The organism is Rhizobium sp. NPDC092011 (assembly GCF_044756305.1).
In the GTDB taxonomy this organism is placed as follows: Bacteria; Pseudomonadota; Alphaproteobacteria; order Rhizobiales; family Rhizobiaceae; genus Rhizobium.
In genome coordinates, this window is the sequence record NZ_JBIVSO010000010.1 from 132,199 (window position 1) to 157,632 (window position 25,434).

A 25,434-nucleotide genomic window follows, 5' to 3' on the forward strand; every position below is an offset into this window, starting at 1 on the left:
AGCTGACATTATGATGCCACCTTGATCGAGAGGCTTTCGAGATAGGCAGAGGGATTTTCCGGATCGAAGATCTTGCCGTCGAAGAAGGTTTCCTTGCCGCGGGAGACCGAAGCGGGAATGTCCGAAGTGGCGACGCCGAGTTCCTTGGCGGCATCGCGCCAGATATCCTGGCGGTTTACTTGCCCGACCAGCGCCTTGATGTCGGTGTTGGGCGCGAATTTGCCCCAGCGGATATTCTCGGTGATGAACCAAGCATCATGGCTTTGATAGGGATAGGACACGCCATCCTTCCAGAACTTCATGTAGAGATCCGTGCCCTTGGCAAGGCGGCCGTTGCCGTAGTTGATGTCACCTTTCAAACGGCCGAGCACGTCCTTCGGCGGCACGTTGAACCATTGCCGTTTGCCAAGAATGGCGGCCATTTCCTCCTTGTTGTCCATGCTGTCGCACCATTGCTGGGCTTCCATCACGGCCATCAGCAGGGCTTTGGCTGCCTTCGGGTTCTTGTCGATCCAGTCGGCGCGCATGCCGAGCGCTTTCTCCGGATGACCCTTCCAGATCTCGCCGGTCGTACAGGCGGTGAAGCCGATACCCTGGTTGACGAGTTGTTCGTTCCACGGCTCGCCGACACAGAAGACGTCCATGTTGCCGACCTTCATGTTCGCGACCATCTGCGGCGGCGGCACGACGATGGTCGAGACATCCTTGTCGGGATCGATGCCGCCGGCGGCCAGCCAGTAGCGGATCCACAGATCATGCGTGCCCCCGGGGAAGGTCATGGCCGCCTTGATTTCCTTGCCCGCGGCTCTTTTCGCGTCAAAGGCGGCCTTCAGTTTGGAGGCATCGAGCTGGACGCCGGTATCTGCATATTCCTTGGCAACCGAAATGCCCTGGCTGTCGTAGTTGAGGCGCGCGAGGATCGCCATCGGCACAGGCTGGTTGTTCTGCGTTACCTTGCCTGTGTGCATCAGGTAGGGGAGTGGGGAGAGAATATGAGCGCCATCGATGCCGTTCGCCGCTCCACCAAGCACGAGATTGTCGCGCGTCGCGCCCCAGGATGCCTGCTTGGCGACATCGACATCGGGCAGGCCGTGTTTTTCGAATAGGCCTTTTTCCTTGGCGATAACCAGCGGTGCGGCATCGGTGAGCGCGATATAGCCGAGCTTGGCGCCTGTCACTTCAGCTCCATTAGTGGCTGCAAAGGCGCCGGAAGGGAAGGTCGTTCTGACCGCGCCGATCAGAGCCGCTGCCGCAGACGTCTTCAAAAGGTTTCGGCGTGTGACGCCACCGGACAGGATCTTGTTCACTTGCAGCTTCCCCTTGTTGCTTTTGACGGAAGAATTTCAGGCACAAAAAAACGCCGCTCGGTCGATGCAGCCCGGGACGGAATGGAAGCCCGGAGCAAGAACCTTGCGACGTCGATGTCTTTGCGAGCGCGTTATCAGCGCATTGCGTGCCCGGATCGCCGTTGATCAAGGCAGGTTTAACAAAGCAATATACGTGCCAGTTTTTGAAGTGAGGTGTAATCGAATGAAAACGCTCGATTATTTCAAGAGCGCGCGCACGTATTGGTTTCGTGCGATGATGCTGCAACTGCAAATGTTTTAGGCGGTTGTCATCCTGCGATCAAAGATCCTGCGCCTATTTTGTGCAGTGCAGCGTAGTTGCCGTCAAATATCCTCAATGGAAAGCTGCGCTGCACGCGCCGCCTTTACGGCAAATCCACCGACATAATCAGCCATGTCCATGGGATCGAAGATGTGCCCATCCATGAAGCGATCACCCTCCATATCGCCCTCCATGCGGATATCCGCATCATCTGGCCCGGCGTCCTCGCCGAGCGCCAGCCTGTAGAGGTCCGGGCGATAGGCCGAGGCGGCGATTTTCATATTCCGTTTGGAAAAAGCGATCTGCCCCCAGCGGATCATCTGGCTGAAAATCCATAGAGCCTGGCTTGGGCGCGGATAGTTGGCATAGCCGCCATGGAAGGAAAAGTATCGATCGATGACGCGCCGATTTCCCTTGTCGTCCAGATTGAATTCGCCGGCCAAAACGTGGCGGATAATATGGGCGGGGGCGGCGATATAGCGCTGATCTGCGAGCGCCTCAGCAAGCGCGTCGTGATTTTCCGACCGGTCGCACCAGCGGGCTGCGGCGTCCAGCGCAACGATCAGGCGTGAAACCGTTTCGGGATGGCTTTCGGCCCATTCCGGGCGCATGCCGATCACCTTCTCCGGGGCTGATGGCCAAATGTCCTGCTTGGCCGCGACGATGCGGCCAACGCCGCGCTCGGATGCAACCATGTTCCAGGGAGCGCCGACACAGAAGCCATCGATGGCCCCGGCCGCAAGCGCATCGGATGTCAGCGGCGGCGGAACGACCACGAGCTTCACGTCCCGGTCGGGGTCGATGCCGCCGGCGGCAAGCCAGTATCGGAACTCGTAATTGTGAGACGAGAACGGGTAGGTCATTCCGAACGTAGGAGGCGCTTCGCCGCGGTCTTTCATGCCGGAAAGCACTGCGGCCAGCGCTTTGGAGTTTTCGAGCGCGCTCGCCTGTTGAGCAATCCCGACATGGTCGCGCATACGCTCGAACAGCCTGACCGAGAGAGTGATCGCGCTGCCACCTCGGCCGAGCGAGAAGGGAGTGATGGTCGCCGAGGGGTTGGAGCCGAGGCCAAGCATGGAAGCTACCGGCATCGGTGACAACATGTGCGCGATGTCAAATTGGCGGAAGGCCAATCGGTCGCGGACATTGGCCCATGAGACATCCTTGACCAGTTCGAGCGCCAGTCCCTCTCTGGCAGCAAAGCCGAATTCGGCTGCAGCGATCAGGACGGAAGCATCGACGAGCGGAATAAAGCCGGCACGCAGGACCTTCTGCTCTTTGCCGCTGACGCGTTGGGGGGCGACAAGCTTGCTACTGGAGCGTTCGACTATCGTCATCTTTTCCTACCTCGGCCTTCTGCCATCAGGGCGATCACATCAGCAGTCCAGCCGCCGTCACCACACTCTGGGCGATTTCGGAGATTTTCTTCTTCTCGTTCATGGCCGTCTGACGCAGGAGTGCGAAGGCATCCTCCTCTGACAGGCCGCGCATCTTCATCAGAATGCCCTTTGCGCGCTCGACGATCTTACGTTGTTCGAGGGCAGATTTTGCCTCGGCAAGCTCTCTTTGAAGGCGAGAGAAGGCATTGAAGCGGCTGACCGCCATGTCGAGGATGGATTTGACACGCTCCTTCTTCAATCCGTCGACGACATAGGCCGAAACACCTGCGTCCATGGCCGCCTCGATCTGCGCCGTATCGGATCTGTCGACGAACATCGCGATTGGTCGGCCGACGGTGCGGGTCAACTGAAATAGGTGCTCCATCATGTCGCGATTCGGATTCTCGATATCGATGACGATCACATCGGGCTTGAGTGCCTCGATGATGCGGGCAACACCATTGACTTCGTGAATGACGGTGACCTTGCCATGCCCGGCCTCACGCAGCCCTTCCTCTATGATCGAGGCGCGGATGACGTTTTCGTCTATGACCAGAATTGTCAGCTCGGAATGAAGCATTGCCACCTTCAATCGATGACGCCATGCAGATAGATCGCGAAACCTCCAACGGATATCAACAGGGACCAGAACGAGGACAGATTTCTTCCAAGCGCGAGGGCAATCGTCATGCCGCAAGCGACCAGGGCTGCGCCGGCGAGGAGGCTGTGATCGGCGAATGACAAGCCGATCGCGCAGAGGAATATGCTGGTCGAAACCGTCACGAGCGCGAGGCGGATGCGCGACATCTCCGGCCCCGAGATGAAGATCGACGAGCAATCCGCCCAGCTGAAGCCGATGGCAATGCACAAGAACGGCAGAAACGGTCCCACCTGAGATCCCTTTTTGAACTCACTGTGCCAAGCAATTGGCGTGCCATGAGGTAACGCATTGGAAATGCAGGGGATCGTCCCATCGTGGCCGATGGGGACGCGAAGTGAATGCCTGTTTGATAGGCACCCAACGCGGATGCTGGGCAATCCGGAATAGGCGCGCTTGGGCGTTACGGGCGGCAGGTGCCAGCCTATGGGAGGTCCCTAAAGTCGCGAACGGTGTACGCCCCGGCTTTCGGTCGTTTCTGCTTCGCGCAAGCCTGATCGATCGGTCTTGACGTCGCTCAACCCCACATGCTCACGGCGTGGTCCACGATGTCTCTCATGCGCGTAAACTGCGCGCGAGCCTCTCCCAAAGGTGCCTGGGTGACGAAGCCTGCGTCCGTGGCGGAAGCGCCGACCGTCAGGAATTCGTCATCGTCCATCACCTCGGCAATTTCGAAGTCTACCCAACGCCTGATGCCGTTGACGATGAGTGGGGCCCCCTCCTTTATCCTGGAGCGGTCTGGCCATCGCCGTTGCTCAGCAAGGTGCAGCGCCGTGCAACGGTTGAAATCGACACCGACCAGAAGAATCCGGGCATCCAGCCTGTAGAGCGCGCCGAGCGGCGAGCGTTCTCCCAGGGGATCTTCAAGGGCATGTTCTCTCGTGATTTCCCCGGCCAGCGATCCGAGAGCGGCGAAGGATGCTGAAGGGTGGTGGCTTCGCGCGGCGCCGGGCCAGGTTCGAAAAAGCTCGGCAACTGCTCCCATGTTTCTTGTCGGCGTCGTGCGAGCATCGAACGGAGGCATGCTGGCCTTGATTGGCGCGATCCATTCCTTCGGCACCGGAGGCATGCCCCAGTTTTCGGGATTGGTGATCTGGGCCGAATGGGCCGGCATCACGATGGTGCCAGCCGGGCCCACAGCCTCGATCAGCGCCTGGATGACCGTGACCGGCCCACCGCAGACCCACCCCAAGGAGGCGAGCGACGTATGCACCATGAGGATGTCGCCGCGGCCGATGCCGATCTTGCTGAGATCGACGGTCAGGCTGTCGACGGTGACCGGGGATTTGGTTCGGGCGATCTGATCCGCTTCGCTCATGGCGTTTTTCCTGCAGCTTGTTTCGTTGGCGTTGCCGGGTGGCAGAGGCCGGGCATCGCCGCGATGATACCGTCGCCAGAGTGAAAATATAGCCACCACGTCCCGTTTGCGGTGGTCGGCGGATAGCCGCATTGATCTTCAATACAATTGACGCTGAGACAGGTATGTTTCCGGCCGAACGGATCCGGGTGGCGAGACGTTGCCAGTCGAATATTGCCGAGTTCCGCTTGCGGGAAGGGCTATAGGATGATGAAACTGCGTTGGGTTTCTATCCCAACCCGGGGGCGTCACAGGGCTGTTTCGAGAGGTGGTCGCTTAAAAAGAAGATGTTCTGGGCGCGCGGCCTCACCGGTGCAGTCGCCAGTGGAAATCGAAGTGGAAAATAAGCGCTATGACTTTGATGCGCTTGCGCTAAATATCGTTCCTTACCCGCTTGCCGGGTGTGATACATGAAGGGTCCAACGGATAGACCATGGCAACAGACGATACGAAACCCATTCCGCAGCCCGTTGTCGCCCGCCTCACGCGCGCGGCGATCTTTCTCGTCCTCACCATCAATCCCGGCCGTGAGAACGTGGAGGCCGTCCGGTCAGTCTCAGCCGATCTCGCCGCTTTGCTTCGTGCCGTCGGGTTCCGCGATCTGGAAGGCAGACTTTCCTGCGTGATGGGCTTCGGATCCGAGGCGTGGGACCGTCTTTTCGAAGGGCAACGACCGCGGGAGCTGCATCCCTTTAAGGAAATCCGCGGCGTCCATCACGCTGTTTCCACCCCGGGCGACGTGCTCTTTCACATTCGTTCGGCGCGCATGGATCTCTGTTTCGAGCTGGCGATGCAAATCATGTCGCGGCTTGGTGGTGCGGTGGCGACCGCAGACCAGGTCCAGGGATTTAGCTATTTCGACGACCGCGACCTTATCGGTTTCGTCGACGGAACAGAGAACCCTGTCGATCAGGGAGCGATCGACGCGGCGATCATCGATGACGAAGATCCGGCCTTTGCCGGCGGCAGCTATGTGATCGTCCAAAAATACCTGCACGATCTGAAGAAATGGAACGCGATTCCGGTTGACGTGCAGGAAGGTATTGTCGGGCGCAAGAAGTTCACCAATGTCGAGCTCGATGACAGTGTCAAACCGAGCTTCGCGCATAATGCCCTGACGACGATCGTCGAAAATGGCAAGGAACTCGATATCGTCAGAGACAATATGCCGTTTGGCGATGTCGCGAAGGGTGAGTTCGGAACCTATTTCATTGGCTATGCAAGGTCTCCTGCGCGCATAGAACAAATGCTGGTCAACATGTTCGTCGGCCGCCCGCCTGGGAACTACGATCGCCTGCTCGATGTCAGCCAGGCGATAACAGGCAGCCTGTTTTTCGTTCCATCGGCGACGTTCCTGGAGAATATCGATCCTGACACGGCTCCGCCAACAGCCGAACCCGCCACGGCGGGCAAGCCGGATGAAGCAAAATCTGCTGTTCGCAATGAAAACTCGGACGATTCCCTCGGGATCGGCTCTTTAAAGAAAGAGGTTTGACATGAACAATCTTCACCGGGAACTTGCACCCATTTCTGAAAAGGCCTGGGAACAGATCGAAGAGGAGGCGAAGAGGACGCTCAAGCGCCATCTGGCTGCGCGTCGTGTCGTGGACCTCGATGGGCCGAAGGGCTTCGATTTTTCGGCCACTGGCACCGGGCACATCAAGAAGGTCGCAAGTCCTGGCGATGGCGTCCAGGCTTCCTTGCGGGAGGTCAAGCGGGTCGTCGAGCTTCGCGTTCCCTTCGAACTCTCGCGATCTGCCATCGACGACGTGGATCGCGGCGCGGAGGATTCTGACTGGTCTCCAGTCAAGGAGGCGGCGCGCAAGCTCGCTTTCAGCGAGGATCGCGCCGTATTCGAAGGTTTTGCACCTGCGGATATCCAGGGGATTCGAGAGGGCAGCAGCAACCCTGCCTTGACCCTTTCCGCGAGCATCAAGAACTATCCGGATGTCGTTGCGAGGGCCGTGAGCCTGCTGCGCCTTGCCGGCGTCGAAGGGCCTTACGCCCTGGTTCTTGGCGAAGACGCCTATACTGCCGCAAGCGGCGGAAGCGACGAAGGATATCCGGTGTTTCATCATCTCGAAAAGATCGTCGATGGTGGGATTTTCTGGGCGCCGGCGATCAAGGGCGCCTATGTCCTGACGACCAGAGGCGGCGACTTCGAACTCGATCTGGGTCAAGACATCTCGATCGGCTATCTCAGCCATTCCGCAACGACGGTCGAGCTCTACTTTCAGGAAAGCTTCACCTTTCGGGTGCTGACGGCCGAGGCAGCGGTTTCCCTTTTGCCTGCACCCGGGGAAGCGGAAAAGGGCTCATAGGCTGAAACGACGGGAAAGGGGTTGCCCATGTCCAGCGGCTTCCATTCCTCGCAGGGGCAGTTTTGGGCGGGCCTGAGATTGCCCGCCATCCCCTTCGGCATCCCACGGATGTGATGCCGCCTGGATCTGAACGCTCAGCGCAGCGAAAGAATGCGTTTCGGATCGATCTTGCCGCAGAGCAGGTCTTTAAGAGCAAGGAGATTGCCTCTCAACCGTCCGCGCCGGTCGACAAGGCCTTGCGGTCTCATGCTGCCTATTATGTTCGCGCAAGTGTTCCCAATCGCGAAACGCAACGCTCGCGGCCACCCCATCGTACCCTTGCGCGCGACATAGACTGAATTCGCGATTTGCGAGTAGCCGAACTTCAGACCGGACGTGCGCCCGCGTTTAACGCCCCGATGGACGCCGCGCAGCGCGTCGGCAAGCACGATACGGCCTTCGCCGGCAAGCTGGCCCGAGAAGTCGATATCCTCATGCCAGCCATAGAGTGGCAGATTTTCATCGAAGCGTGCGCCAATCCGCATGATCGTCGCAAAGCGAAACGCCATGTTGCAGCCATAGAGGTTTTTAATCGGCGCAACAGGCGCCTTGCCTTCCTCAGGCGCTGTGTCGCTTGCTAGAATTGAAAACGCCTCCGGCAGATTTATGCCTGAGCCACGGATGCCGTCGGCAAGAACATGGCCGGTCGCGGCGATGATGTCCGGATTCTGCAGGAAGAGACGTTCAGTCTCCGCAAGGAACCGATCAGCTGGAAGAAAGTCGTCGTCGAAGAAGACGATCAGATCCGAATCGCCCGCGGCGTCGAAGATGGCATTTCGTTGGGCGCTCGACCCCTGTGGGCCGACGACATGCTCCACCGGAACAGCAAGCCGTGCCGCGTGGTCCCAGTCAACGTCACCATCGGCAACGGGGCAGACGAGGATGCGATCGGGACGTCTGTCCTGCCGTTCGATCTGCTCGAGCGTTTCCCGAAGGACCTCGCGGCGTCCTGTGGTGGCGATGCCGACGACAATGATGGTGGGCTTGGTTTGGGGGGTGTCGATCATGATGCCTACATTGCGATCCAGCGAACAAGGGTTAGCAAGGGACGAGCGGCGGCCGCGCCCAGCGACCCAAGCAGAATGCTCTTAATCTCAAGCGGCACCAGAAGCGTTGCGGCTCCGGCGGATATGCCGCCATAGACCAGATTGCGCCTTGCGATACCGCTGTCCCAGCGCGCGGAGAGAGGTATGACACGGCGCGATTGAACCAAGGCAATGGTGCAGTAGATCACATTGCCGGCCAGGATGCCGAAAGCGACGAGCGACTGATAGAGGTAGGCGCCCAGGGCAGCGATCTTGGCCATCAGGCCGCGATCCTTTTCAAAAGGAATCCATCAATCATGTCGCTGGCCCCTACCCAACTCAACGCCTGAACGTATCTGCCTCTGCCTTTCAACCCCATGCGATAGCGCAAAAAGATTAATAGAGGCGCCAATCTGTGCCTCGTTTGACGCAAAGGGCATAGCGGGTCTTGGAAGCTGGTGGCGTGGCCATCAGGGTTTGCTTGTCGAGCGCCAAGCAAACCTTGCGCTCCGGTGCCATCCCTCCATTGCATGCCGGCGACGACAAAGAGATCCAACGCGACAGTGTCGACTGCTGATTGCAAGACCAAGCGATTTTTGGCTGGGGGTCAGCGTCTCGGAAAAAGCCTTCATTCGAGGCAGGTCAGGCGCAGAAGAAGAGCCCAGCCGGAAGTCGGCTGGGCTCGGCATGGCGACTAGTTAGGCATTCGCGCGGTTCATGCCGACGGTAAGCGCCCCGGAGCTGGTCTGGGTGGCATTGCCGTAATCGGCGTTCGGTGAACCACCATTCGTGTCTCGCTGGAAGAGAGTACCGTTGAAGCTGTACGAGACGATCGCGCCCGAGATCGGATAGTTGAGATCGGACACATTGGTAATGTTACGGTAGCCTCGAACAATGTTCGAGCTGACAAGGATAGACGAGGCGGAGCCATTGGCTGAGTAGGCTATCCCCATGGGGCAATTGTTGATCAGGTTGCCCGTTGCCATGATATCCTTGGCGGCATCGTTGACCCCGAGCCCAATGGCCGCCCCGGCGGTCGCGCAAATGACGTTGTTAGTGACGATCGTATTGGTTTCCACCGTAATGCCGCGGCCGGTGGTCATGGATGTCGAACCATCGGGGTAGGGAATGGCATTATTGGTGATGTTGTTGACATTGTTGTTCGACACCACGCAGCGATCCGCAAGGCCGTCACCATAAAGCCCGGAATTAGCGACCGCGATGCCAAGTCCGGCGGTATCGACGTTGTTTCCGCTAATGATGCAGCCGCTCAGATTTTCACCGGCGCCCGGCGCTTCGATAAAGATCGCTACTTCGCGCAGGTTCCAGCAGTAGTTGTTGACGACGTGGCAGTTGGTTGCCGCATTCAGTCGGATGGCGGAGAATTTCGTATTGAAGATGTTGTTGCCGCTGACTTTGACGTTGCCGGCCCTGTAGACGAGGATTCCGTTGCCATATTGGCCGGTGCCGCCGGCTGCGTTGTTGACCCAGTTGATCGTATTGCCTGATACCAACGAACCATTGCCGCCGAGCGAGCTGGTCCAGACGCAGATGCCGTTGTTGTTCAGCGTGCTGAGACTGTTGTCTTCGACATAAACCGCGCAATCGATGGAAAAAATCCCGGTATCGCAGCTGGCGATACGATTGTCCGCTATACGTCCACGCGCGTTGCTGGATGCAAGGACCCCAGCCGCCGGCGAATTCATGATGTTGCATTCCGAGAGAATGAAGTCCGTCGTCGACGATCCCTCGAAGCGAAGCAAACCAGCTATTCCAGAAGCGGTGATTGCCTGGTTGTTGCCGTCGAAATTGATGCCGCGAATGACGACATCCGGAACGTTGCTCACATCCAGCAGATAGGGAGCCGCGGCGCTTAGCCTGACGGTTACGGTGCCTTGTTCGGCGAACATTTCAAGACGGTTGCCGCCGCCGCTCGCAGCGTCGACAAGGATCTGGGTGGTGAGATAGACACCGGGGAGGAGTTGAAGCGGCTTTGAACTATTGCGTGCATTATTAATGGCGGTCTGCAGATTTGCTACAGCCGACCAACCCGTGCCCGGCGAAGAGGCTGCCTGTGTAATGACCATCAAATTATCGAGTGATTTCTGATATATAGCCATGGCTTCCCACTTAGGTTTTGATGTTTCAAAGAACCATGCCCTTCGTCGCCGAAGGACGCTATGGTTGTACTTTTTCTTTGTGGCGGCATATTGTTGGAGGTGTGATTTTCTCGAGTGTGCGACCGCTACGCGTGTGTTGATTTGATGGCGTCGTCGCGAGACAAACCATGCGCGGCTCGGTCAAAATGACGGCGCGATGTTAGCGTTGGCTTTCATTCGCGGACCGATGTCCAACCTCTCATTTTGTGCCGCAAATATCCGATGATTGCCAAGCGCCTTGAACTTCCTGACAAAGCCATGCATCCTCTGGACCGAGCGATCAGACGCGCAACATGTCCAGGAGGAGAGCGGCCCTGAATGTTTACAGGGTCCGTAATTGCTCAGTAGAGTTGCGCGTGCGGTCTCGCAGATTGGCGCTTTCTGTTGAATATGCCGGATCGCGCATTGGTTTTGTCATCAGACATTGCAACCAAACAGGCACTTCGGGGACCTGCGGGAGGAGAAAAATCAAATCGATTTAAATATTAAAATCGATTTAATGATATTGAATTTGTTCGTATTTCTTTGAATCCCGGACTTCCTGCTCTGGACAGCGCCGGTTTGTTCTGGTCGATAGTTACGTCAGTTCTTGGGGTAGTCGCAACATTGATGAGGAAAGCATGGCCGACGCAAAACAGATGTGGCAAATGTCCGAGAAGGGGGGCTTCATTGCCGCCCTTGATCAAAGCGGTGGTTCCACTCCTGGAGCCTTGCGCCTCTATGGAATCGCCGATTCCGACTATAGCGGCGACGAGGAGATGTTCCGCCTGATGCACGAGATGCGCGTGCGCATCATGACGGCGCCTAGTTTTTCCGGCGACAAGGTCATTGGTGCCATCCTGTTCGAAAGAACCATGGATGGCGAAGCCAAGGGCAAGCCGGTGCCAGCCTATCTATGGGAAGACCGCGGCGTTGTGCCCTTCCTCAAGGTGGACAAGGGTTTGGCCGCAGAAGAGAATGGCGTGCAGGTGATGAAGCCCATGCCCGATCTCGACGCTCTGCTCGCGCGTGCCGTGAAAAAGGGGATCTTCGGCACCAAGATGCGTTCGGTGATCGCCAATGCAGACAAGGTCGGCATTGCCGCTGTCGTGAAGCAGCAATTCGAAGTGGGCCGACAAATCCTTGCACATGGCCTGATCCCGATCATTGAGCCGGAAGTCTCGATCAAGAGCCCGACGAAGCAGGAAGCGGAAGCCATCTTGCGCGACGAAATCACCAAGGAACTCGATGCCTTGCCGGAAGGTGTGCGGGTGATGTTGAAGCTGACGATCCCGACCGTCGCAGATTTTTATGCGCCGCTCATCGCCCATAAGGCCGTTATCCGCGTCGTGGCCCTGTCAGGTGGCTACACACGCGCCGATGCGTGTGAGAAGCTTAGCCATAACCATGGCATGATCGCCAGCTTCTCGCGTGCTCTGACGGAAGATCTGCGCGTCAGCATGAGCGATGCCGAATTCGATGCTAGCCTCGCCACCACCATCGACCAGATCTACGCTGGTAGTGTCACAAAGGTCTGAGCCACTGGTCCTGGGGTTCTCTGTCATATTGAACAGGGAACCCTGGCAACCATAGTGGCGTTGTTACCGTACCTTCCAGATGGAGGGGCTGATAGCGAGTGGTCTCTAGTCGCGCTTCCAAGGGATTGGCTCGGGCAGCAACGTGTTCAATCGAACACCAGTCGGAATTCTTGAGCTTTACGCATCAGGTTTTCCGCAGTGCCGGCATCGCCATGCCGGCGATCATGATGAGAATAGCCATCAGCTGGGCCGGCGTCGGGATTTCCTCAAGTACCATCATGCCCGTCAATGTCGTTGCAATCGGGATGCAAGGCATGAACAGCGACGCAATCTGCGGTCCGAGTTGCCTTACGGCATAGCTATATAGAAATATCGCGGCAGCACCGGCGAGGAGCCCCTGAATTGCGAGCTGAATGCCGATCTCGCCAGCCGATGCCGCGCCGAGACCGGTTGGCGCCAGAACATGGACGAGCGGCACCGGCAAGCAAGATAGAAAAATGACAGCAGCCGTTGCGGTAAGTGCGTCTACGGACCATAGCCGAATGAGGATTGCGTAGGCGGAAAACATGACGCCGGAACCCGCAAACAGAATATCCCCGCGCCATGCCTCGCCCACATCGCTATTGCCAGGTAACGCAAAGAGTGCCAGCCCGCCTATAATGGCGATGATACCAACCATGCATACCCTCGAAACCGGGTCCCGGAAGACGATGTAAGAGAATAAGAACGAGAAGAACACGATCGAGGCGGGACATATCGCGGCAGCATGCGAGGCCGGGGCGTAAGTCAGGCCAGTGTTGATGATCAATGGGTAGGGGAAGCCGGCGAGCATAGCCAGCACAACTGCGCGCCGCCACCCGAGGGCCTTCATCTTTGCAAGGCCCGTTCGCCAGATGATGGGCACAAAGGCAAGGGCGGCCCCTGAGAAGCGCAGGCTGGTGATGTCTGCCGATGTCAAATGCTCCCGCAGGCTGAAACGGGCCGCGACGAATTGGACGGCGGTGATCGCCACCATTGTCAGTCCGGCTGCAAGCGCAAGCCTTCGATTCGGCTTTTCCTGCCCTTCCTCCATGCGCATCCCACTCCCTCCATCAACGGGAAGCTGGTTCACGGAAGGCCACTTTCTCCGCGTTTCGACCCGTTATGAAAGAGCAGGCTATTGCGAGAAGCGATGCTAAGAAATATACTCATTTCGCTCTTTGTGAGTGAATATCACCCAAAATATGGTGAATTTGCGTGGATATAGAAGTGAGCAATCTCGACAGCATCGACCTCAGTCTTCTCAGGCTGCTGCAGGAAGACGGAAGGCGCACCACCCTCGATCTCGCCGATCGTGTCGGCTTGTCGCCGACGGGTACGAGCCAGAGAGTGAAACGGCTGTTCCGCGAGGGTTTCATTAAAGCGGTGAGGGCGGTGCTTGATCCGCAGAAACTTGGGCGTGGTACGATCGTGTTCATTCAGGTTCGGCTCGATCAGACGGCCCCGCATGTTTTTGATCGTTTCGCGGAAGCTGTCGCAAACGCACCTGAGGTGCTGGAATGCCATATGGTCGTCGGTGGTTTCGACTATCTGGTGAAGGCCAGAATAGCGGATATGACCGTGTTTCAGGAGTTTCTGCAAAGGGTCATCCTGCCGTTGCCGGGGGTCCGCGAAACGCACACTTATGCGTCCGTAGCCGATGTGAAGCCAGACGCACTTCTGCCGGTTTAGCGTTCCTTGGAAATCGCCGGCACAAAGGCCGGCATGCCTATTCCGACAGGGTCTTCGCAAAACCGTGCTCGCAGAACTTCGGCATCACGCTGCAACAGGCAACGCTGGCGGGCAAGCTGGTCAGCAGGCGATGTCGCCGATGCGAGCAGGATTGCGGCAAGCACTCGTTCACCATGATTGCAGCTTGTCTCCAGCGGTCGATCGCCGTTCATCCGAGGATAACCTCGCGAAAGCACAATGCTCTTTGACATCTGTGCCGAGGAATTCCATTGACTAAAGGCGTTATTGCGGATCGCAAATTGCCAGTCTCAATCTCTGAGGTGGAGCTAACCTCATATGCGGCCATGCTGCATCGAGGATCTGCGGATCCTCATCCTGATATCGACTTGAGCGAGCAACAGAGTTGGCTCGAAAACATGCTCAATCAGATCCCGGACTATATCTATGTGAAGGATCTGGAAGGCCGTTTTCTGTTTGCGAACCAGGCAGTTGTTGCCAATAACGGGCTGTCGCATCTAACGGAGCTGGTAGGGCGGACCGATTTCGACTTTCTGCCAGCTCATGTTGCGGAAATTGCCGCCGATGTCGAGCGCCGCGTCACGGAAACGGGCTTGCCTCATTTCGGCAGCGAGGAGCTGGCGTTTCGTAGCGGCGAGGAACAATGGTTGATGTTCACGCGGGTTCCGTTGAGGGACGCGTCGGGAGCGATCGTCGGCGTTGTCGGAGCCTCCCGCGATATCACCGCCCAGAAATCCGCGGAGCGCCGGATGCGCTCGCAGTCCAATCTCCTCGAAATGATCGCGCGAGGAATGCCGCTTCCCGAGTTCCTCCAGGAACTCGCGCGAATGATCGCGCAATTCGCAGAAGGTGTGCATGTTGCACTGCTGACAACAAGCGCGGATCCCGGGCAGCTGCGGCTGGCTGCAGCGCCTACCTTGAATAAGGAATATCGCAGGCGCTTGAACACAACGCCCATCGGATTGTCTTCCTCCGACCTTGCCGCGACCGCTGCAGCACTCAAGCTTGCCTTTGATCGGACCCATATCTCCGAAATTGACCATCAGTGTCAGTGCCTGGCAATTTCCGATGCCGACGGTCAGATGGAGGGGGTCCTTGCACTTTATTCCTCGCAGGACGCACGGTATCAGCCCGGCTTTTCCGACTTTGTCTCGATTGCAGTGCATATGGCCGGCATTGCAGCCAGTCGCCACCGCGCCGAGGCTCGGATTCGGTTTCTGGCCGATCACGACCCGCTGACAGGAATGGCCAACCGCGCATTGCTGGATCGAAAACTCACCCTTGCGATGCAGAAAGCCGATTTTCGAGGAGGCGAGGTCGCGCTTGCATTCCTCGATCTCGACAACTTCAAACTCGTCAATGATAGCCTCGGTCATTCGGTGGGCGATCAACTCCTAAAAATTGTTGCCGACAGGATCTACGAGCTGGCAAGTGACCACGGTTCTATCGCCAGAATTGGCGGAGACGAGTTCGTGATTATCCTTGAGGACATGGATATCGAGAGCTCTCTCGCGCTATTGTCATCGATCAGAGACGCGGTGGTGCGCCCGATCGCACTCGACGGGATCGAGCTCAGAGTGACCTGCAGTATCGGCGTCGCCAGCTATCCCAGCCATGGCAAGTCTGCCGGAGAGCTGCTCGCATCCTCGGATATGGCCATGTATCGCGCGAAGGAGCTGGGACGCGACGGAATAGCCTTGTTCAACTCGGAAATGACTGCTGCCGTTCGAAAGAAGCTCTCCCGGACAGACGAGCTTCGCCAGGCAATTCTCCGCGAGGAATTTGTGCTGCACTACCAGCCGCAAGTGGATTTTCAGACCGGCAAGATCAAGGCCGCGGAAGCGTTGGTTCGCTGGAAACATCCTGCCGATGGTATCGTCTACCCCGGCGATTTCATTGGACTTGCCGAAGAAACGGGCCTCATCATGCCGATTGGCGAGTGGGTGCTCAAGACTGCCTGCAGGCAGGCCAGGGCGTGGCAGGACCAAGGGCTTGGGCCAATCAGGATCAGCGTCAATGTTTCCGCAAGACAGTTCCAGGAAAAGTGCTTGATCAAGACGGTGGCGGATGCACTGAGTGAGGCCGCGCTTGACCCATCATGGCTTGAGCTCGAGATCACCGAAAGCCTGATCATGAAGGACCTTTCCGGCTCGATTGCCAGAATGCACGAATTGGAAAAGCTGGGTGTAAAGCTCGCGGTCGACGATTTTGGAACAGGCTATTCAAGCCTCAGCACACTCAAAAGATTTCCATTGTCGCGCCTCAAGATCGACCGGTCCTTCATCACAGATATTCCGCAGGATGCCGACGATATGGCCATCACGTCGGCCATTATCTCACTTGCCCAGAACATGGGCCTGGAGGTTGTTGCGGAAGGCGTGGAGACGGAGGAGCAAGCACGTTTTCTAATCGAAAGCGGTTGCAACCAGATGCAAGGCTATCTCTATAGCCGCCCCGTTGACGAGGAGCGCTTCGGTCGACTGCTCGAAGTCGACGGTGGCGCGCATGGATAGGCGACCGACAAACATGACCGGGCTTGACCGTGATCGTTAAAGCCGATCTCTAAATCTCGATCTCCGTTCCGAATTCCACGGCCTGTTTTGGCGGAACTTTGAACCAGACGGCGCTTCTTTCCGAATTGTGCTGCACGAACGCGAATAGAATCTCGCGCCAATGTGACATTGCACGGGAATGTTCAGAGGGAATAATCGTCTCGCTGCCGATGATGTAGGAGAGGGCGCGTGGCTCGAAGCCATCCAAAAGGCCACGCTCCAAGGCTTTTTTGATGGCGTGCGGAACGTCTGGTTGTTCGGTAAAGCCATAGCTTATGACGACGCGGCTGACGCCAAACCCCAGTTCGGTCACCTCCGTCCGCATGTCGTCCTTGATCCTCGGCTGCTCGCTCGATTGTACGGTCACGAGGAGAATGCGTTTGTGGAGAGCATGGTTATGTCGCAGGAAGTTCGCCATGGCGAGTGGCATTCCGGTCTTTGCCGAGGTCAGGAAGACAGCGGCTCCCGGTAGCCGGATAAGGTTCGGGTCCGCAATCTTGCGGCGCATCTCTTCCTCGGGATGTCTGAGGTCGATACGCATTTTCTCGACGATCTGCTCGCCCCGCCGCCAGGTCAGCATGACGAAGGCGATGAGGGCGGCGAGCAGGAGCGGGAACCAGCCACCTTCGAGCAGCTTCAGGCTGTTTGCCGAGAAGAAGACGGCATCAACGATGAAGAAACAGCCGTTCACCGCAATGACGGCGAAAATGTTGTAGCCCCATTGCCGTGCGATCAGGGCTGCCAGAACCGTTGTAATGATCATGAGTGCGGAAACGGCGATGCCGTAGGCGCCGGCCAGTGCATCGGATGAGCGGAAGACGAGTACCGCGGCGATCGTGCCGATCGCAAGAAGCACATTGACGAAGGGAATGTAGATCTGGCCGATTTCATGCGCTGCCGTATGCTTGACGTGCATGCGGGGCAGGAAGCCGAGTTGAATGGACTGCTGCGTCAGGGAGAAGGCCCCTGAAATGATGGCCTGACTTGCGATCACGGTTGCGGCTGTCGCAAAAAACACCATCGGATAATGCGCCCAGTCTGGTGACAGCTGGAAGAACGGATTGTCGCTCGCGCCGGGATTGGCGAGCAGATGGCCGCCCTGGCCAAGATAGTTGAGGGTCAGGGCGGGAAGAACGACGCAGAACCAGGCGGTGCGGATAGGCCCGCGCCCGAAATGCCCCATATCCGCATACATGGCCTCGCCGCCCGTCACGGCAAGGAATGCGGCGCCGAGAATTGCAAATCTCACCCCCCAGCTCACCTCGAGCAGGAACTCCAGAGCCTTGAGCGGGTTCAGCGCGGCAAGGATAGCGGGGCTTTCCAGAAGGCCCTTAAGGCCCAGAAGCCCTATAGCGATGAACCAGAGGAGCATGATTGGCCCAAAGACACGGCCGATGGTGGAGGTTCCGTATCGCTGAACGGCAAAGAGGCCGACCAGCACGGCAATGGTGATGGGAACGACATAGGTGCCGAGCGAAGGTGCGTCGACCTTCAAGCCTTCGACGGCGGAAAGCACCGATACCGCCGGTGTGATCGTGCCGTCGCCGTAGAGGAGGGCGGCGCCGACGAGCCCAACGACAAGCAGGATAGCTCGCGGCGAACGGGCAGGGGCTTCACGAGCATGCAGCAGCGCCAGCATCGCAACGATCCCTCCTTCACCGCGATTGTCGGCGCGAAGGATTAGAACGGCATATTTGAGCGAGACGATGAAGATCAAGGCCCAGAAGATGACGGAAACTGCACCGATCACCGCCTGGGCATCCGGCGGCGCCCCGTTCGCTGCAGCCCGCACTGCCTCCTTAAGTGCATAAAGCGGGCTTGTGCCGATATCGCCATAGACGATACCGAGCGCCGCAAGCGGCATTACAAGGGCCTTCTTTGCCGGGAGCTCCGGCGATTTGCTGCCTGTCGTCGCTACCATCGCTCCCCCTGCTGTTTGGGTTGAGCCTATATTCGTGCATGCGCTTTGTGAAGAGCTTATGATGACGTTATCAAACGTCGGTCCACTTGCTGCTTATTAGCAAGCAGCTGGCTAAGTATTACCTGAGGTGCGCAATGGCTTGACAGTATGCTGGGAAGGCCTCAGGCTCTCTCCTGAGTGCGGGTGTTCTATCTCTGGGTGCGGTTGCCTGGGTGGTTTCAATTGCCTCGATTGGGAGGTCTAAGCATTGGTTGATATTAACTGCTTCAGCCCTTTGATTTTACGCATATCGCAGCCGCAAGATCGCTGCTCGGTTTTGTGTGACATGCTTTGGCTTCGGCCCACTCGGGATCAAGCGCGCTTACCGGCATCTAGGCGGCTGTTGGAGTCGATATTGAAGAAGCGGCGCCGGACAGGCGCCGCCAGGACGAATAGTTGCGACGATGCATCCTCTTCCTGATGTTTCAGGATCAAGGATGCATCATCATTCCCCGCGGCTATGTCCCTAGTCGATCAGCCCTTCGCTTGCGATACCTTTCGTCAGTTCCAGGGCCTGGCGCTCGAACAGCCCGCGGTAGATTCCGCGATTGCGGCGAATGAGGCTGGCATGCGTCCCTTCCTCGGCAATATGTCCGTGTTCGAAGACGAGCAGCCGGTCGAGTGCGCGCACGGTCGACAATCTGTGAGCGACGACAAGCGTCGTGCGCCCCTCCATCAGCCGTTCCATCGCCTGTTGGATGAGCATCTCCGATTCTGAATCGAGGCTTGAGGTGGCCTCGTCGAGGATCAGGATCGGCGCATCGGCGAGGAACGCACGGGCAATGGCGATGCGCTGTCGTTCGCCGCCGGAAAGCTTGATGCCGCGTTCGCCGACAAGCGTCGCGTAGCCTTTCGGCAAGGCTTCGATGAAGTCGTGGGCACTGGCAAGCTGAGCTGCCCTCCTGATTTCCGCGTGTGAGGCCGTCGGCCGTGCATAGGCGATATTCTCCGCCAGCGTGCGGTGAAACAGGATCGGTTCCTGCTGCACGATCGCGATCTGGCGACGAAGGGAGGTCTGCGCCACCTTCGAAATATCCTGCCCATCAATTGAGACTGTGCCATGGTTTACATCATGCAGGCGCTGGATCAGCTTGATGAAGGTAGTCTTTCCGGAACCGGAATGACCGACGAGGCCAACGCGTTCGCCCGGCTTGATGGTGACCGAGAAGTCCTTGTAGAGAGGATCATGATGGTTGCCGTAGTGGAAGGTGACCCGATCGAATTCGATGCGGCCGGCCGTCACACGGAGAGCCGATGCACCCGGAACATCCTCCACACCCAAGGACTGGGCATGGATGGTGACAAGCTCTTCCATGTCATTGACCGAGCGCTGCAGGTTGCGGATATGCATGCCGATTTCACGCAAATAGCCTTGAAGGATGAAGAAGGCCGTCAGGACGAAGGTAATGTCGCCCGCATTGGCCTTGCCGTTGGCCCAGAGCCAAAGGGCAAGACCCAGCACACAGCCGCGCAACAGGCTGAGCAGCACACTCTGCAAGGTGCCGTTCAGGGTGCCGCGTGTCCAGGTGCGAGCGGTACGATCCCGCCACTTGCGCATGACCGTGGCGAGACGCTTGTCCTCCCGGTCTTCGGCGCCGAAAGCCTTGACCACGGCGTTGCAAGTGACGGCATCGGCAAGCGCGCCGCCAAGCCGCGTGTCCCAGCTATTGGCCATGCTGGCCATCGGCGCGACATAGCGCAATGCCATGATGGCCGTGAACGCGATAAAGATGACGGACCCGGCGCCAACAAGCAATCCCATCATCGGCCAGTACCATGTCATCAGAACTGTCGAGCCGATGAGCATCACCAGCGATGGGAACAGCGCGATGAAGACGGTATCGTTGAGCAGGTCGAGTGCCCACATGCCACGGGTCACTTTGCGGACGGTAGAACCGGCGAAGCTGTTGGCATGCCAATCGCTCGAAAAGCGCTGAATGTGGAAGAAGGAATTCGCCGCGATCTCCGACATCGACCTCAGCGTAAAACCGATAATGGCGGTGAAGGTGGCGTGCCGGAGGATGACGGCGCCGATTGACAGCGCCATCAGCCAGCAAAATGCGTTGAGGGCATTGTCCCACGTCGCGACGTCGCTGGCGTGGCCGGACACCACCGCATCCACCAGGCGACCGGAAAACAAAGGCGTGAGCACATCGGCAAGCGTAGCGAGCATCACCGTGAACAGCATGAAGACGGCGCGACCCGGCTGAAGCTTCCAATGAGCCCAGCAATAATGAAAAACGCTGCGAAAGGACCCGCTGCGGCGGGATTTGAAACCGAGAGCCATTGATGTATCCGGCTTTCGCCGGCTCCGTCACAGGGAAAAGAACGTCCGCGCGCGATCACGCGAAATGGTTTGGTGAGCTGCGATCGATGAGAAGGTTAGCACCAGTTCATCGGGTTCTGCCGCGTTGGAGACGCGCCGGCTTCAAGCGTTATTCGCGCAAGCCGCTGGGGAGTTTGAAAAAATAGCCATCGAAACTCCCTGGAACCGTGTTGAAAGATTATCAATCCTAGATTGGTTAAGCGCGCAGGCCAAGTCAAATTTCGCGATGTTTTTGGCTAATTTTTGAGCTGCGGCATAGTTGCAACATCGCTAGGGTCATTAGCCCTTTCACCAAGGAGCCATTCCTGAGCCATCAAAGCGAGCTTACAGGCCCGGTTGCAAGATGTCCGGCCGCGAGGCGGTGCCGATCATAAGTCGGAGGCAGCCATGCGGAATGGTATTGGCGGAGCGGTGGAGTGATCCTCGTTCGCTGCTGTCGAGCTCCAGGCTATCAGCTCGGCTCGCTCCGTGAACGGCAAGCCACATCGGCGCTACCAGCCGGATCGGCGGCTCCTCCATGCCATTGTTACTGGCGCCCCCCTTTGCTGCGGCAACTCGTTGAAATCCTGGCCATGGGTGATGAACTACCGGTGATCTGGTGTGGCCAAATCCGGATGGCTCCTGGATATATGGTGACCGAAGGTTGACCTACCGATTTTGCGCGCGATGTGTCTGTCTCGCGCGGTGGTGTGGTCCCAGGAGCAATGTCGGCTTGGCGCCGGCTTAATATTGAACTATCCGACTTTGCCCGTCCTCGGCAGGATAAAGCGCTCTCGTTTCCTTTGCACCGTGAAAGCGCTCCATCCTCTTGCTTTTTCAATCGCATTTGGCTTCTTTAATGTATCATCGCCGTGCCGTAGCTTCTGTCACCAGATATCCGCCGGCCGCGGATTTGTGGCGTCTCCGTAAAATAAGGAGGGAAGCGCCTTTGCCAGATAGGTAAATTCTGAATGGCAATGTCGCATCAGGCCAAGACCAATCTCGTCGGGCACGGGATGAGCATCAAGGCCCAAGACAAACCTGCTCCGCAGAACCAGGCCTTCATGGTTGTCTCTTGCGACATGCATCATCCTGCCTCCGGTCGGCACGCCGGCGTCGTCGAGGACGACGTCATCTCCGAAGCCTATGCCAGCGCAGACGATTGCGGAGACGACATGGTTTGCGGTTGCGCGTTGTAAGTCCTCTGCGTCGAAGAATTCTGCGGGTTCCAGAAACTTGATGGTTGCCGTCACGGGCGGAATATCCCCCAACGATTCCGTCGCGCGTATTGTTGCGCCGATGAGGTTCTTCCCTTTTTCCCAGTTGCTGTCCCAGCCCAGATGGTGCCGATGATCAAGGGGATGCCACCAGCGCAGATGCTCGTCGGTTTCAAAATACGTGAACCACCAATCGAGCATTGCGCCGGTGCAGCCACGCATTGCCGTCCTGCAGGCAACAACAAGCGCTCCTGAGGCCAGGCGTTCAATCCCCATCTCAAGCCTCATCGGACCCGGATCAAGCATTGCAGCGAGGGTATTCGCATCATGTTGGTTTTGCATTTTTCGGTATCTCCATTTAGGAAACGATTATCGTTTCCTAAATGGAGATCTATAGGTGCAATGAACATCGGTCAAGGAGAAGCATGTTGGAGAAACGAGGCAGGGGGCGCCCGACCCAAGACAAGGAGGAAGTTAGGCGCAAAGTCCTTGAGGCCGCCGGTCGCGTCCTTCTGGAGGCGGGGTTCTCCAAGTTCAGTATAGATGCGGTTTCCCAGGCGGCGGGTGTTGCCAAGAAGACGATCTACAGCTTCGAGGATAGTCGCGAGGAGCTGGTCGGTCAGATCGTTGCATCTTGGACCGAGCAATTGGATGCGAGCTCCTATGGCAGCGCAGGCGCCGCCGGCGGTGGCGATGCGGTTGGCGCACTAAAGGAATTGCTCTTCCGCATTTACCGCATCGCTCTTTCAAGGGACGCAGTCCTGTTGTTTCGCCTCATATCGGGGGAAGAGAAAGCGCGCGCGCTGCTGGCCGAAACCTACAACAGGAATGGCATCGAGAAGGGCGTAAAGGCGTTGTCATCGTGGCTTCAGCACCGACAGGCGTCGGGAGAAGTCAAGCGCGACGATCCCGATCGTCAAGCACGTACCATCCTCGCGGTCTTGGTCGCAGAACCCCTGCGCCAAGCCTCTATCGGAGTAGCAATTCCGTTTGACGATGCTGACGACGTTGTCGCCGAGCATGTCGGAAATTGTGTCAACTATCTAGCCCCGCTGATATTTGAGCGGACCTTGCCCGATATGATGGGCGCGGCCCGTGCTGAGCCTCTATCGCCGGGTTGATTGTGTTTTCCCTCTTTGACTCAATGCGCCTGTTCAATGGAGACTGGGTGGTGGCAAAACAATTCCGGCTCAATGTATCCATGCACGCTTTTGAACCGTTGCCGTCGACGAACTGCCTCGTATTCGGGCAGTTATTTTGCCAGCGTGATCTTGTTGGCGAGGGCGATAAGTTCGGATTGGCGACCCGTCTTCGTCTTGGCGAAAATAGCCCTTAGATGCGTGCGTGCGGTTTCATATGACAGTTCGTATGTTTCGGAAATCTCCCGGAGGGAAAGACCTTCGCACAGCTTCGAGAGAATAAGCGCCTGCTTCGGAGTCAGGTTGAACAGGCTTTGGAACCTCTCCGGCCGTGCGGTTTTTTTCGCCTCCGCGTCCTCGATAAGACACACCCCGATGGATTCTGAAAAGAAATCCGGCAAACTCCCGCCCAACCTTTGAATCCGCAGATAGAGCGAGCGGGCGGCTTCCCTTTCGATCTCCACCAGGGCGGGCGCCTCTGGGTCGGCCAAGAGCCATTTCTCGTCGATGACGGCCTGCATCCTCCTCCGGATCCGCGCGGTTTCCTCGTGCTTTCGGGATTTCAACTCCCTGTTTGCGACCATCAGCTCCTTGCCGAGCATCCGCTCGGCATCGCTTGTGACCCGTGTCACCTTGCCGAACCGATCGAAGAAAATGGCAGCAATCCCTGCCATCTCAAAAGCGTCCGACATGCCGTCGACCCTGCTCGTCGACAATCGCTGCATAATATTCGCAGAAGCCATCAGCCGCTCTCGCATTTGAATGAAAATGGCCACTTCCTCGTTGCTATAGCCGCCGGGATCAAGTCCGCGATGCAGCGCGAGGGCCAGTGGGTCATCGGGGTGGACGCTCCAGGCGATCAGGCATGCACTGCCCATACCGTGCTTGACGTGGAATTTGAAGTAAGCGTGTTTTTCAAAGGCCTCCGGGGAGGTATATTGCTGGTCGCGGACAATTCCGTCGCGCTTCAGGAAGGGCAAGCCGCGAAGCCGCCACTCATTCTGATGCCATCCGCCATTGAAGTAATCTTGGAGAGGGGCGGCCATCGAATCCGTATGGATCACCAGCTCGGGATTGCGATTCGAGACGGGAATGATGTTTGCGCCGAATGAGCCGGTGGCAGCGGCTATATCGGTGATGACGTCCTTCCAGAGTGACGTATCGAAGGCCGCTTCCAGAGAGCGGTCAAGCGCGCGGCCCAGAGCCGCCAAATTGATGCCAGACATCCCCAATCATACGGTTTCCCGCCCCAGTTCCCCCAATAATAGACTAGTCTATACACTTGACGGTTGCATCCTCCATTTGGAGTAGATCAGGTGCTCGTGAATGTTTTGCGCCCCGAAGGCTCGCCCGACCGCCGCCCGGGCTTGGAACAGTGATGCAGGCTGTGACCTGGCAATGTCGGATATTTGATATCAAAATCTCGTCCAGCGGCGGGGCTTGAGTGAGGCGTGCCCTGGACTGTGCCATCCGCCCCGATAAGCTGCGTCTGCCGGGGGTGCTGTTATCAGATTCCTGACCCATCGAGTTGCTGGGCGTCATCGCCCTCCCATGGCGAGGGCATGGAGGCACGACTATGGCTGGCCAGAGGCATCGGCATCCAGCATTTCAGCTCCGGCTCGGCATATTCGACAATGCGGCCGGGCGCGGAATCCGAAGCGCGCCATCCTTCCGTGCCGAACTGATCGCCATGCGACCAATAGGCGAGGTCAACTTCCGCCGGTCCCTGCTCGGACGGGCGGATCGTTACAAGGATCCGGCTGCCGTCTCTCGGTGCGCTTGCCATGTGGCGCCAGCGGTTCTCTTCGTCCATTTTTTCCTCCTGCCCCGTTGCAGCCCTAAGTGTCTCCTCGCCGTCGAAAGTGGTCAACTCAAACTTTTATACAGGCTATACGGCGTCTTCCGCCGGAACCATAGCGTCAGCCGATGCAGGTTCCCTCTCGAAAGGTCCACACGGAAGAAAAAGCCGCACTAGAAGGGGGAGGTCAATCGAGCCCTGTCGCGCAAACCCGCAACGGCATTCGCCGACGGGCTCGCGCAATCCCAGTAACGGCCTCGCGCCTGCAATTATATGCAAACGAAGAGATAGGGCAGTTTTCCAGCATTCCTCAAAAGGGAAATGTGTTAGACGTAGGCTTCCCGCTGGCCGAACTCGGCGGTTGCATCGAAATTCTTGGTGCCGATCCGATCGCTTTCGCCTGAAAGCGTCGAACCCGATGGGTGGTTCTGTTCTTCCGCACCTGCTGTGGATTTCGACTTGTCGGCACTCTGCAGCTTTTGAAGCTGTGCCTGCAGCTTGGTGATCTGCTTTTGCAGCGCGGCTCTTGTCTTCTCGTCCGTCGCTTTGGCGAGCTCTCTATTCTTTTCCTTGATCGTAACTTTAAGCTGAGCCTCGGTGGCGTTGGAGGATGACGAATTGATAGTTGCTGTCGCAGTCGAAGGCGAGGAAATTGCGGACACCATACGGGTT

22 protein-coding genes are annotated in these 25,434 nt (G+C 57.8%); 6 read left to right on the plus strand and 16 right to left on the minus strand.

Annotation, left to right across the window (positions count from 1 at the left end):
• Nucleotides 1-8: 8 nt before the first annotated feature.
• The 5 genes from ACIQJ2_RS29020 to ACIQJ2_RS29040 form a co-directional block, all read right to left on the minus strand.
• Nucleotides 9-1,307, minus strand: coding sequence for a CmpA/NrtA family ABC transporter substrate-binding protein (locus ACIQJ2_RS29020; RefSeq protein WP_400672435.1), 1,299 nt, complete (start codon nt 1,305-1,307; stop codon nt 9-11).
• A 363-nt stretch (nt 1,308-1,670) separates the two neighbouring features.
• On the minus strand, nt 1,671-2,945 hold the full coding sequence (locus ACIQJ2_RS29025; protein ID WP_400672438.1) for a CmpA/NrtA family ABC transporter substrate-binding protein: 1,275 nt from the start codon (nt 2,943-2,945) through the stop codon (nt 1,671-1,673).
• A 34-nt stretch (nt 2,946-2,979) separates the two neighbouring features.
• Nucleotides 2,980-3,567: an ANTAR domain-containing response regulator gene (locus ACIQJ2_RS29030; protein ID WP_199143525.1), complete on the minus strand. Its 588-nt coding sequence runs from the start codon at nt 3,565-3,567 to the stop codon at nt 2,980-2,982.
• A gap of 8 nt (nt 3,568-3,575) precedes the next feature.
• Nucleotides 3,576-3,878, minus strand: a complete 303-nt coding sequence (locus ACIQJ2_RS29035) for a hypothetical protein (RefSeq protein ID WP_199143527.1) — start codon at nt 3,876-3,878, stop codon at nt 3,576-3,578.
• Between the two features lie 284 nt (nt 3,879-4,162).
• Entirely contained in the window at nt 4,163-4,963 is an 801-nt protein-coding gene (locus ACIQJ2_RS29040; RefSeq protein WP_400672441.1) for an aminoglycoside N(3)-acetyltransferase, read from the minus strand.
• 472 nt (nt 4,964-5,435) lie between these two features.
• Here ACIQJ2_RS29040 and ACIQJ2_RS29045 point away from each other — a divergent pair, with 472 nt between their 5' ends.
• Nucleotides 5,436-6,497: a Dyp-type peroxidase gene (locus tag ACIQJ2_RS29045; protein WP_400672443.1), complete on the plus strand. Its 1,062-nt coding sequence runs from the start codon at nt 5,436-5,438 to the stop codon at nt 6,495-6,497.
• 1 nt (nt 6,498) lies between these two features.
• Complete coding sequence (locus tag ACIQJ2_RS29050) at nt 6,499-7,323, plus strand: family 1 encapsulin nanocompartment shell protein (RefSeq protein ID WP_400672445.1); 825 nt, start codon at nt 6,499-6,501, stop codon at nt 7,321-7,323.
• Between the two features lie 134 nt (nt 7,324-7,457).
• Here ACIQJ2_RS29050 and ACIQJ2_RS29055 read toward each other — a convergent pair whose 3' ends face one another.
• The 3 genes from ACIQJ2_RS29055 to ACIQJ2_RS29065 form a co-directional block, all read right to left on the minus strand.
• Nucleotides 7,458-8,369, minus strand: coding sequence for a glycosyltransferase family 2 protein (locus ACIQJ2_RS29055; RefSeq protein ID WP_400672447.1), 912 nt, complete (start codon nt 8,367-8,369; stop codon nt 7,458-7,460).
• Nucleotides 8,370-8,374: 5 nt separating this feature from the next.
• Entirely contained in the window at nt 8,375-8,668 is a 294-nt protein-coding gene (locus ACIQJ2_RS29060; protein WP_199143537.1) for a hypothetical protein, read from the minus strand.
• A gap of 417 nt (nt 8,669-9,085) precedes the next feature.
• Complete coding sequence (locus tag ACIQJ2_RS29065; RefSeq protein ID WP_400672449.1) at nt 9,086-10,474, minus strand: TIGR03808 family TAT-translocated repetitive protein; 1,389 nt, start codon at nt 10,472-10,474, stop codon at nt 9,086-9,088.
• A gap of 692 nt (nt 10,475-11,166) precedes the next feature.
• Between ACIQJ2_RS29065 and ACIQJ2_RS29070 the strand changes: the two genes are divergently transcribed.
• On the plus strand, nt 11,167-12,063 hold the full coding sequence (locus ACIQJ2_RS29070; protein ID WP_199143541.1) for a fructose bisphosphate aldolase: 897 nt from the start codon (nt 11,167-11,169) through the stop codon (nt 12,061-12,063).
• Nucleotides 12,064-12,247: 184 nt separating this feature from the next.
• On the opposite strand, the gene ACIQJ2_RS29075 is transcribed toward ACIQJ2_RS29070, so the two are convergent.
• The gene (locus tag ACIQJ2_RS29075; protein ID WP_400672452.1) at nt 12,248-13,141 is read right to left on the minus strand and encodes a DMT family transporter; all 894 of its coding nucleotides are present in this window, start codon (nt 13,139-13,141) and stop codon (nt 12,248-12,250) included.
• 170 nt (nt 13,142-13,311) lie between these two features.
• Between ACIQJ2_RS29075 and ACIQJ2_RS29080 the strand changes: the two genes are divergently transcribed.
• Nucleotides 13,312-13,773 (plus strand): Lrp/AsnC ligand binding domain-containing protein, encoded by a 462-nt coding sequence (locus ACIQJ2_RS29080; protein ID WP_199143543.1) that lies wholly within the window; start codon nt 13,312-13,314, stop codon nt 13,771-13,773.
• On the opposite strand, the gene ACIQJ2_RS29085 is transcribed toward ACIQJ2_RS29080, so the two are convergent.
• Nucleotides 13,770-13,985, minus strand: coding sequence for a hypothetical protein (locus tag ACIQJ2_RS29085; RefSeq protein WP_400672454.1), 216 nt, complete (start codon nt 13,983-13,985; stop codon nt 13,770-13,772). The genes ACIQJ2_RS29080 and ACIQJ2_RS29085 overlap by 4 nt on opposite strands.
• Before the next feature lie 174 nt (nt 13,986-14,159).
• Between ACIQJ2_RS29085 and ACIQJ2_RS29090 the strand changes: the two genes are divergently transcribed.
• Nucleotides 14,160-16,304, plus strand: a complete 2,145-nt coding sequence (locus ACIQJ2_RS29090; protein ID WP_400672457.1) for an EAL domain-containing protein — start codon at nt 14,160-14,162, stop codon at nt 16,302-16,304.
• 49 nt (nt 16,305-16,353) lie between these two features.
• On the opposite strand, the gene ACIQJ2_RS29095 is transcribed toward ACIQJ2_RS29090, so the two are convergent.
• The 3 genes from ACIQJ2_RS29095 to ACIQJ2_RS29105 all read right to left on the minus strand — a co-directional run bounded on the left by ACIQJ2_RS29095 (nt 16,354) and on the right by ACIQJ2_RS29105 (nt 22,167).
• Nucleotides 16,354-18,264, minus strand: a complete 1,911-nt coding sequence (locus ACIQJ2_RS29095; RefSeq protein ID WP_400672460.1) for a potassium transporter Kup — start codon at nt 18,262-18,264, stop codon at nt 16,354-16,356.
• Between the two features lie 505 nt (nt 18,265-18,769).
• Nucleotides 18,770-20,590, minus strand: a complete 1,821-nt coding sequence (locus ACIQJ2_RS29100) for an ABC transporter ATP-binding protein (protein ID WP_400672462.1) — start codon at nt 20,588-20,590, stop codon at nt 18,770-18,772.
• Nucleotides 20,591-21,495: 905 nt separating this feature from the next.
• Nucleotides 21,496-22,167 carry a DAPG hydrolase family protein gene (locus ACIQJ2_RS29105; RefSeq protein WP_400672464.1) on the minus strand — a complete coding sequence of 224 codons (672 nt, stop codon included), beginning with the start codon at nt 22,165-22,167 and terminating at the stop codon, nt 21,496-21,498.
• Between the two features lie 83 nt (nt 22,168-22,250).
• Here ACIQJ2_RS29105 and ACIQJ2_RS29110 point away from each other — a divergent pair, with 83 nt between their 5' ends.
• Entirely contained in the window at nt 22,251-22,946 is a 696-nt protein-coding gene (locus ACIQJ2_RS29110; RefSeq protein WP_400672466.1) for a TetR/AcrR family transcriptional regulator, read from the plus strand.
• Nucleotides 22,947-23,077: 131 nt separating this feature from the next.
• Here ACIQJ2_RS29110 and ACIQJ2_RS29115 read toward each other — a convergent pair whose 3' ends face one another.
• The 3 genes from ACIQJ2_RS29115 to ACIQJ2_RS29125 all read right to left on the minus strand — a co-directional run bounded on the left by ACIQJ2_RS29115 (nt 23,078) and on the right by ACIQJ2_RS29125 (nt 25,427).
• Nucleotides 23,078-24,190: a helix-turn-helix transcriptional regulator gene (locus ACIQJ2_RS29115; RefSeq protein ID WP_400746664.1), complete on the minus strand. Its 1,113-nt coding sequence runs from the start codon at nt 24,188-24,190 to the stop codon at nt 23,078-23,080.
• 281 nt (nt 24,191-24,471) lie between these two features.
• Nucleotides 24,472-24,777 carry a hypothetical protein gene (locus ACIQJ2_RS29120; RefSeq protein WP_400672471.1) on the minus strand — a complete coding sequence of 102 codons (306 nt, stop codon included), beginning with the start codon at nt 24,775-24,777 and terminating at the stop codon, nt 24,472-24,474.
• A gap of 311 nt (nt 24,778-25,088) precedes the next feature.
• Nucleotides 25,089-25,427, minus strand: a complete 339-nt coding sequence (locus ACIQJ2_RS29125; RefSeq protein ID WP_400672474.1) for a hypothetical protein — start codon at nt 25,425-25,427, stop codon at nt 25,089-25,091.
• Between the last annotated feature and the right edge of the window lie 7 nt (nt 25,428-25,434).